This is a genomic window from Aquamicrobium aerolatum DSM 21857 (assembly GCF_900113935.1).
GTDB classification, from domain to species: domain Bacteria; phylum Pseudomonadota; class Alphaproteobacteria; order Rhizobiales; family Rhizobiaceae; genus Aerobium; species Aerobium aerolatum.
Window position 1 is genome coordinate 76,872 of sequence record NZ_FORF01000017.1, and the last position, 7,875, is coordinate 84,746.

6 protein-coding genes and 1 tRNA gene are annotated in these 7,875 nt (G+C 57.6%); 4 read left to right on the plus strand and 3 right to left on the minus strand.

From position 1 onward, the window contains the following. Positions 1-87 precede the first annotated feature (87 nt). Both BMZ42_RS14165 and BMZ42_RS14170 read left to right on the plus strand, forming a co-directional pair. The gene (locus BMZ42_RS14165; RefSeq protein WP_091523654.1) at positions 88-1,338 is read left to right on the plus strand and encodes a glycosyltransferase family 2 protein; all 1,251 of its coding nucleotides are present in this window, start codon (positions 88-90) and stop codon (positions 1,336-1,338) included. 9 nt (positions 1,339-1,347) lie between these two features. Beyond that, the gene (locus BMZ42_RS14170) at positions 1,348-2,775 is read left to right on the plus strand and encodes an exopolysaccharide biosynthesis polyprenyl glycosylphosphotransferase (protein WP_244523271.1); all 1,428 of its coding nucleotides are present in this window, start codon (positions 1,348-1,350) and stop codon (positions 2,773-2,775) included. 167 nt (positions 2,776-2,942) lie between these two features. Here BMZ42_RS14170 and BMZ42_RS14175 read toward each other — a convergent pair whose 3' ends face one another. Next, on the minus strand, positions 2,943-3,959 hold the full coding sequence (locus BMZ42_RS14175; RefSeq protein WP_091523656.1) for a glycosyltransferase family 2 protein: 1,017 nt from the start codon (positions 3,957-3,959) through the stop codon (positions 2,943-2,945). Between the two features lie 105 nt (positions 3,960-4,064). Between BMZ42_RS14175 and BMZ42_RS14180 the strand changes: the two genes are divergently transcribed. Then, positions 4,065-4,298 carry a hypothetical protein gene (locus tag BMZ42_RS14180; RefSeq protein WP_091523658.1) on the plus strand — a complete coding sequence of 78 codons (234 nt, stop codon included), beginning with the start codon at positions 4,065-4,067 and terminating at the stop codon, positions 4,296-4,298. Between the two features lie 19 nt (positions 4,299-4,317). On the opposite strand, the gene BMZ42_RS14185 is transcribed toward BMZ42_RS14180, so the two are convergent. After that, the gene (locus tag BMZ42_RS14185) at positions 4,318-5,868 is read right to left on the minus strand and encodes a hypothetical protein (protein ID WP_244523272.1); all 1,551 of its coding nucleotides are present in this window, start codon (positions 5,866-5,868) and stop codon (positions 4,318-4,320) included. A 163-nt stretch (positions 5,869-6,031) separates the two neighbouring features. Between BMZ42_RS14185 and BMZ42_RS14190 the strand changes: the two genes are divergently transcribed. After that, positions 6,032-7,285, plus strand: coding sequence for a glycosyltransferase (locus BMZ42_RS14190; protein ID WP_091523660.1), 1,254 nt, complete (start codon positions 6,032-6,034; stop codon positions 7,283-7,285). Positions 7,286-7,521: 236 nt separating this feature from the next. Here the strand turns inward: BMZ42_RS14190 and BMZ42_RS14195 are convergent. Next, positions 7,522-7,598 (minus strand) — tRNA-Met (locus tag BMZ42_RS14195). Positions 7,599-7,875 lie beyond the last annotated feature (277 nt).

Consider the following 7,875-nt stretch of genomic DNA (forward strand, 5'->3'; position numbering starts at 1 on the left):
TCTGAGATGGAACCCCGAATTCGTACGTTCACATCCCTTTTTCAGAAGACGAACATGGCTTTTGAAAAAGGGGAGTGAACCCACCAAATGGCTACAACGATCTGGCTCCTGACCTTTGGAGCTGCCAGCCTGTTGGCCGTTCCTGCAGCGATCTACACGATCGAGTGCCTTGCCGGAGCTCTGCCACGTCGACGGGACAGACACGCTGGCCGGCAGAGCCGACCGGCCATTGCCATTCTTGTGCCCGCTCACGATGAGGCGCTGGGAATCACCAGGACGGTGGAAAGTGTTCGCGCCCAGATGCGTGCCGGGGACCGGCTTGTCGTAATCGCCGATAATTGCTCCGACAACACCGCAGCCATGGCACGCAAGGCCGGCGCTGAAGTCATCGAGCGCACCGACCCCTCGCGAATAGGCAAGGGCTATGCCCTCGACTTCGGCATCTCCCACCTTGCAAGCGCCCCCCTTCCGGTCGTGGCGTTCGTGGACGCTGACTGTACGCTGACCGCCGGCACGCTCGATGCGCTTTCCTGCCTCGTGTCATGCCAGGACCGGCCGGTGCAGGCATCCAATCTCATGATCACCAGAGGTGACCAGAAAGAGGCGTTCGGAATTTCCGAATTCGCATTCATGGTCAAGAACCATGTGCGGGCGCGGGGCCTGAATCTATTGGGGCTGCCCTGCCAGTTGACGGGAACCGGAATGGCTCTGCCGTGGCATCTGGCTTCTAACGCACATCTGGCAAGCGGCGAAATCGTCGAGGACATGAAGCTCGGGCTCGATCTGGCAGCAGCGGGCCATTACCCTCTCTATTGCGAAGAAGCCGGCGTTCGCAGCTATTTTCCCGACACCGCGGCGAGCGCACAAATCCAGCATCGTCGCTGGGAGCATGGGCATTTGGGCATCATGATTTCCGGTCTTCGCCGCTTTGCACAATGGCGGTCGTTTTCGCTGCCCTATGCGGCCATGATCCTCGACGTGATGGTGCCGCCACTCATGCTGCTCGTCTTCATGATTGTCGCGCTGACCGTGATCAGCGCTGCGGTGGCGGTGGCCGGGCTGGGCTATCTGCCATTTCTGTTGTGCACGGTGCTTTTCATGATGGTGACGGGTGGAACGCTCATCGCGTGGCTCGTTCATGGGCGGCGAATCCTTCCCCTCAGCTCTCTGCTGCTTCTGCCCAGATATTTGGCCAGCAAGATTGCGCTCTATGTCGAAATGTTTTTTTCACGCTCGCCCAAGATTTCCTGGGTTCGTACCAGCCGAGCCTCCACCGTTCCCCCAAGCGCTGGTGAGACGATGAACTCCCGTCATTCAACCACGAACTATCGGAATTGAGCCGGCACCATGTCGATCACGGCAGAATCGTCAAATCATCGCACCCGTCTTGCCGCGGCGACACGGCGTCGCCGCAGGATTAGTTTCGACATGGTGGCGCATGTCGCGGCGCTGATGGACATTGTGCTGATCCTTGCTTCCACGGTCGCAGCCGTAACTTTGTACCATCACCTCATGTTCGGGATCACTGGCGATCCCTCGATGAACTTTGGCGTGGGGATACTGACGGCGGTGATCTTCGTGCTCGCGATGGCGTCGATGCGGGCCTACAGCTACGATTCCATGGCATCGATGCGCCGGCAGATGCTCCTGATCCTGTTCCTGTTTCCGACAATTCTCGCCTTCGTTCTTGCCATTGTGTTCTTTCTCAAGCTCGGCGAAAGCTTTTCGCGTGGGGCAATCCTTTACTTCACGCTCCTGTCGATGCTGACACTGGCCGGCATGCGTTTTGCGATGTACCGCTGGATTGCACCAGCGCTCGCAAGCAGCCTGCTGCGCCCGCGAAAGGCATTCCTGATTTGCCCACGCGAGCTTCCGGCAGAGCGGCTCCAGCAGCTTCTCCATGTCGGCTCGGCACAGGCCGTATCATTCGCGCTACTGCCAGACGACGATATTTCTGCCGAACAGCTCAAGGACCGGCTTGCAGGTCTTGATACCCGTTCCGGCATCGACGAGATCATCGTGATCTGGCGCGATGGCAACGCCAACCAGCTTGAAGACCTGCTGATCGCCATTGGAAGACTGCCGCTGCCGGCGAAGATTGTGTTCGACAACCTTATCGGCTCGGTCGCGTCATGTCCGAGAGCACAATTCGGAAAGCTGTCAGCGTTTCAGGTTCAAAGCGCGCCCCTTGCGCCTGCCGAACGTCTGGTCAAACGCATATTCGACATCGCGGTCGCCGCAATCGCACTTTTGCTGCTGGCACCGATGTTGCTGTTGGTTGCCATTGCCATCAAGCTCGATTCGTCCGGCCCGGTGCTTTTCCTGCAGCGGCGGCTTGGCCACGACAACGAACCATTCCGCATCGTGAAATTTCGCAGCATGTCGGTGATGGAAGATGGCGATTGCGTCAACCAGGCCACTGTGGCTGATCCACGGATCACCCGGGTCGGTGCCTTTATTCGGGCCTACAGCATCGATGAACTGCCTCAGTTCTGGAACGTGCTAAGAGGCGAAATGTCGGTGGTGGGGCCTCGCCCTCACGCTGTCGCACACGACAATCTTTTCGATCCTTTGATCTCCGAATACGCCTCCCGGCGGCACGTCAAGCCGGGTGTCACCGGCTGGGCCCAGGTGTGCGGGCATCGCGGTGAGACTCCGACCGTGGAACTGATGGCAAAACGCATTCAGTACGACCGCTGGTATATCGACAATTGGTCCTTGTGGCTTGATATCAAGATCGTCTTGCAGACCTTCATATCTCTCCGCGGACATTAGGCCTGCATCAAAAGCGGCGCTGGCACGAACACTTGAAGCGTGTGAAGCCAATCCAGAAAAACGCGACACGCGTCAGCAATACCAGCAAAAATGCGCGGCGCTTTGCGTTCGGAATTACATAGAAACAAGGAAAAAACGGAAAAGCTGTAGAAGGTCAACGACACAATCTACTTGTATTCGATGAGCTTCTCTCGCTGTCCGATCAGACGCCTGAACATCCAGGTCGCGGCGCCGTGAAATTCGGCGAATTTGCCTAGAACTCCAAAAAAACCGTGGCGCCACCCTTCAATGCTGAAACCATCACGCGCAGCGATTCGAACCATCTGCAAGGGATAGAGCAGCAGAAGCACAAGCGCGGCAGGATGCACCAAAGCCCCCGCGAGCGCGACGACAGGCAACACGCCTCCCCAGCTTACTGTCCGCAGAAAACTGCGTTTCCATATTCCCTGTGGCGACTGCCAGTGCAGACTGGCCACTTCTGCGAAGGCATGCCCGGCGCGGCGATTGCGCTGCCACCACTGCCTGATCGTCGTCATGTTGGCGTCATGAAGGGTCATTTCATGATCCAGCCTCCAGATCTTCCAGCCAAGCTCGCGCAGTCTGACACATAGTTCGGGCTCTTCGCCGGCGATCAACGAGGCGCGATAGCCACCCGCCGCGTCCAACGCTTGCACCCGGCCGAAAATATCCCCGCCGCATTCCATCACATCTCCAGGCGGACCATCCCATTCGCGATCACAAAGCTGGTTGTAGACGGAATGGTCGGGATGACTTTCACGACGGCGCCCGAAAACGATGGCGACATCGGGCCGCGTCGCCATGAACCGCCATGCCGTCGCGATCCAGTCGTCGTCAACCCGACAATCACCATCAACAAACTGCACATAGCGCGTATCCGGCCATTTGGTGCATAGTTCGCGATACCCGGCGTTGCGTGCTCGCGCGGCAGTGAACGGTTGCTTCATGTCCAACTCGACCACCTGTACACCAAAACGCCGCGCCGCTTCACAGCTTCCATCTGTGGAGCCGGAATCGACATAGACCGTGCGCCCGGCGTAGCTCGCCAGTGAGGCCAGGCAATCGATCAGCCTCTGCCCCTCGTTTCGTCCAATCACGACAACCGCGATTGCAGGCAGGGTCAGGTCATCATCGGCGTAGCTGACGGTTTCCAAGAATTCGTTCATGTTTTCAGCTGCCTAAGTTGGTTTTTCGCCTCGCGAAAACCATCTGGTAAGACTGCAGGTTCATGCTGTGATCGGAATTCCACCACGCGTACGGAATGACGAAGAATGCAGATAGCCCTTCTGGCTGCCCTCGCGATCGGTTTTGTGGTCTCGCTCCGCTTCGGCCCTATCACGATTGTCCCGCTTGCTGCTCTGGCGGTCGTCATTGGGCTGTTGAGCGATGTCACATTTGACGGCTCGCGGCTTCTTGCTGCCATTGTCGTCGTCACCGCACTCAACGCAGGATATCTGTTGGGTGCATTCTCCTGTTGGTGGCTGAAGACGCGCGCAAGGCGTTGATGCATCATCTGCCGCATCCTCACATATTCAGCATCTGCTCGACGGCACGCCATTTCGGGGCGTCGCTGTCACTCTCATATTCCAACAGGCCCCAGCATCCCCATTGGGAGCTTCGGCTCATGGAATTGAACAGCGCATAGGTGCCGCCACCAGCTTCACGCCAATGCGCAATATGGCGTCGATAAAGATCGCCCATGCGGGGATCGCGATTTGCTTCTGCAAACAGACGATGCAGGATCTCGTCATGCTCGGTTCCGCTGTAACCGACCAGATGCTGCCCGCCCTCGTAAGCGATCAGCGGCACTCCGAAGCGATTGGAAATTTCTGCCTGTCGCCGGATGTAATCACGGTTCTCTCCGTCGACTTCCGCGGCAAGCGCTTCAAACAGTCGATCAAGATTCCATTTGGACACAGTTGGTGCGTTGTCACGATTGCCCATAGCGCCGCCAAAATACGGCGCAATGGCCAGAACATCGCAATATTTCGACGCATCCTGCCAGGAAAGAACGACCTCGCTCGTCCAGGCATTCACGCCGTGTGTCGCATAGACGCCAACAACGCGATCCCGCTCTTCGGCGAAAACATCCTCCCAGATCGAAATCACCTCGGAACTGCGCTGCGAATAAAAGCGTAATCCGGCTTCGTACGGATTGGCCGACAAGCCCAAGCTCAGCCCTTCGCGACTGGCATATTGCGCCTGTTCAAACAGGCCGTTCCAGACTTCGTTGGAGTACTCGACATAGACCGGAATCTGTGGCTGCAGCGTCGTCTTCACCAGTTGGGCGAAGTTGCGCACATAATCATCGTCGGCCAGATGCGGCATCGTGAACCACGGCGGGATGCCGAGACGATTGCACAACTCGACCATGATCTCGATCGCCACCCCCCCTTCTGCCTGACTGTAGCGAGCCTCGACTGGTCGCTCGTCCCAGCGCGATATTTTCGAATTGTTGGTCTCCATCCAATCCATGAAGCGCAGCACTGACATGGAGGACAGCCGGTTGAGAAACGCAGTCCTGAACCGGCTGGGTTCCGGATCGTCGCTCTCAACCTCGGCTACGCGAACATCCCGCAATGGCGTGTTCGCATCCGTCGATTTCAGCCGGGCTATCACCGGGGCCTCATTCTGAAGCAATCTGACAACATCTTTGCCAGGAGCGCGAGAGACCAGTTCACCGCCAGCAAGATATTCGATCACGCCCTTGCCTTCATAAGTGACGGAAAGGGTGTGCCCCAGATGCGCGCGATAGGGCGTGAAGACGAGAAATGTCTCGAGGAATGTTCCCCTGGGAACCACGGTTGGATAGCCCTCCGCCGTTGCAGGGGGCAATGGCAGATCCATTCGATAAGGGCCGTTCACCTCCTGCAGGCGCCAGGGTGATGCACACAGCGCAAGATTCTTGAATGGATGCTCGGTTGTCCAATAGTTCACCGGCGCTAAATTCATACCAAAGGACGCGGCGCGAGACGTGCTTCCACCGTTCAGAGCCTGACTGCGGACCGATGACGGGGGCAAGACGCCCGATGCCACCAGTGCCGGAACCAGCTTCAGCAGATTTCGTCTTTTCATACAGCGCTCCATCCTTCGTCTCAGGATGTACTTGCTCAATAGTACAGGCAACTCTCCACTCTTACTCATTTTGGCTGGATCGCTGCCGAACACTTGTTCTGTTACGCCTTTCTCAAGCACCATTCATGCTCGACAGAATGACTAAGTCTGCAACGAGAAAACGATGCGCATCGCGTATTTCACCAATGAATATCCCGCGACCAGTCACACCTTCATCCGAAGGGAAATCCGGGCGATGGAAACGCGCGGCCACACGATCCTGCGCTATGCGCTGCGCTGCAAACCAGAGGAGCTGATCGATCCGGACGACATCGCCGAAATGGAACGGACAGCGCATGTCTTGCATCTGCCCAAAGCGCGGCTCTTGGCGAGCGTCATAAGCAGCGTCCTTTCCAGTCCCGCTGCATTCTTTCGCGCTGCGCGTACTGCAAGCCGCTACTCCTCCCACTCCAAGCGTGGCTTTCTGGTACATCTTGCCTATCTTGCCGAGGCGTTGGTGCTCGCCGATTGGTTCAGGCGAGACGACGTCGAACACATCCACGTCCATTTTGGGACAAATCCCGCAACTGTCGCAGCTCTTGTCCACGACCTCACCGGCGTACCGTTCAGTATCACCGTTCATGGACCCGAAGAATTCGACCGGCCGCACGAGCATGCGCTCGGCAAAAAGACAGCGGCCGCCTCGTTCGTTGCGGCCATCAGCTCTTACGGTCGCAGCCAATTGATGCGGTGGGCAGACTACGAGCACTGGCACAAGCTCCACATTGTCCACTGCGGGCTCGATGCGACATATCGCAACCAGCCTTTACCCAAAAAACCTTCAAACACATTCCTTTGCATCGGGCGCTACAGCGAACAGAAAGGACACCTGCTTCTCATCGATGCGGCGGCCAAGCTGCGCGATCAGGGCGCGCAATTTCAGATAAGGCTGGCCGGCGATGGCCCTTTGCGTCCAATCATGGAAAAAAGAATTCATGATCTGGAGCTATCGAACCACGTTCTCCTGTTGGGTGCGCTACCGCAGATGAAAATCCGCGAAGAGATCCAAACCGCCCGTGCATTGGTCCTGCCAAGCTTTGCAGAAGGGCTCCCCGTTGCACTGATGGAGGCCATGGCGCTTTCGACGCCGACCATCACGACCTATGTCGCTGGCATCCCGGAACTGGTGGAGCGCGAAAATGGCTGGCTGGTTGCCGCAGGCGACGCGGCCGCGCTGGCCATCGCAATGAAAGAAGCTCTTGCTGTCGATGCCCCGACGCTCGCCGCAATGGGCGCTCAGGCACGAGCTCGGGCGCTCGCCCGCCACGACATCACGACTTCCGCCCGTCTTCTAGAGCGTCATATGGCAAGAAGCGGCATTTCAGCGCCTGCCGAGACGCAAACCATCACGCAGCAGCCAACTCCTGCGTCACTATAAGGCGAATGGGTTGCGCTGGGTGGCAAAAGCACGGGTTAACTGCGCAGGACAAGAAGCGCGTTAGAACGCCTGCACACGACAAACCGAGAGCTGGAAGGGCTATGTGCGCATTTTCCGAAAATGGGAACCGCTGTCGCCGCATAAGACGCTTGCGAATACATCGACTTAGAGCCTTCAAAGCGGTTACAAAAGATCGCGAAACATGCTCGAATGCTCGGTGATTGTCTTTGCGCTTTTGGTTGCGGGGGTTGGATTTGAACCAACGACCTTCAGGTTATGAGCCTGACGAGCTACCGGGCTGCTCCACCCCGCGTCACCTTTAGAGCCGGGCTTTTGTGCCCGGGAGCGAAGTCAGGCGTAGCCTGATGAGGTGAGGCCGTCAAGCAATCGATTGAGGATCGATTGTAGGCCGAACGGGCTGCTCCACCCCGCGTCACCTTGGTCCTTGCTGATGCATTGGACCACATTTTGTCCTGAATGACAAAAGGGGCTGCTGCCCCTTTGATGCGCCGCTTTGTTGCGGCTTGTTTGTGATGAGAATATTTCATGTGTTTGGCAGACCTGGCAGCGACCTACTCTCCCGCGTCTTG

Coding starts and splice junctions, on each gene's coding strand:
- BMZ42_RS14165 (WP_091523654.1), top strand. CDS start 88: ATGGCTACAACGATCTGGCTCCTGACCTTTGGAGCTGCCAGCCTGTTG.
- BMZ42_RS14170 (WP_244523271.1), top strand. CDS start 1,348: ATGTCGATCACGGCAGAATCGTCAAATCATCGCACCCGTCTTGCCGCG.
- BMZ42_RS14175 (WP_091523656.1), bottom strand. CDS start 3,959: ATGAACGAATTCTTGGAAACCGTCAGCTACGCCGATGATGACCTGACC.
- BMZ42_RS14180 (WP_091523658.1), top strand. CDS start 4,065: ATGCAGATAGCCCTTCTGGCTGCCCTCGCGATCGGTTTTGTGGTCTCG.
- BMZ42_RS14185 (WP_244523272.1), bottom strand. CDS start 5,868: ATGAAAAGACGAAATCTGCTGAAGCTGGTTCCGGCACTGGTGGCATCG.
- BMZ42_RS14190 (WP_091523660.1), top strand. CDS start 6,032: ATGCGCATCGCGTATTTCACCAATGAATATCCCGCGACCAGTCACACC.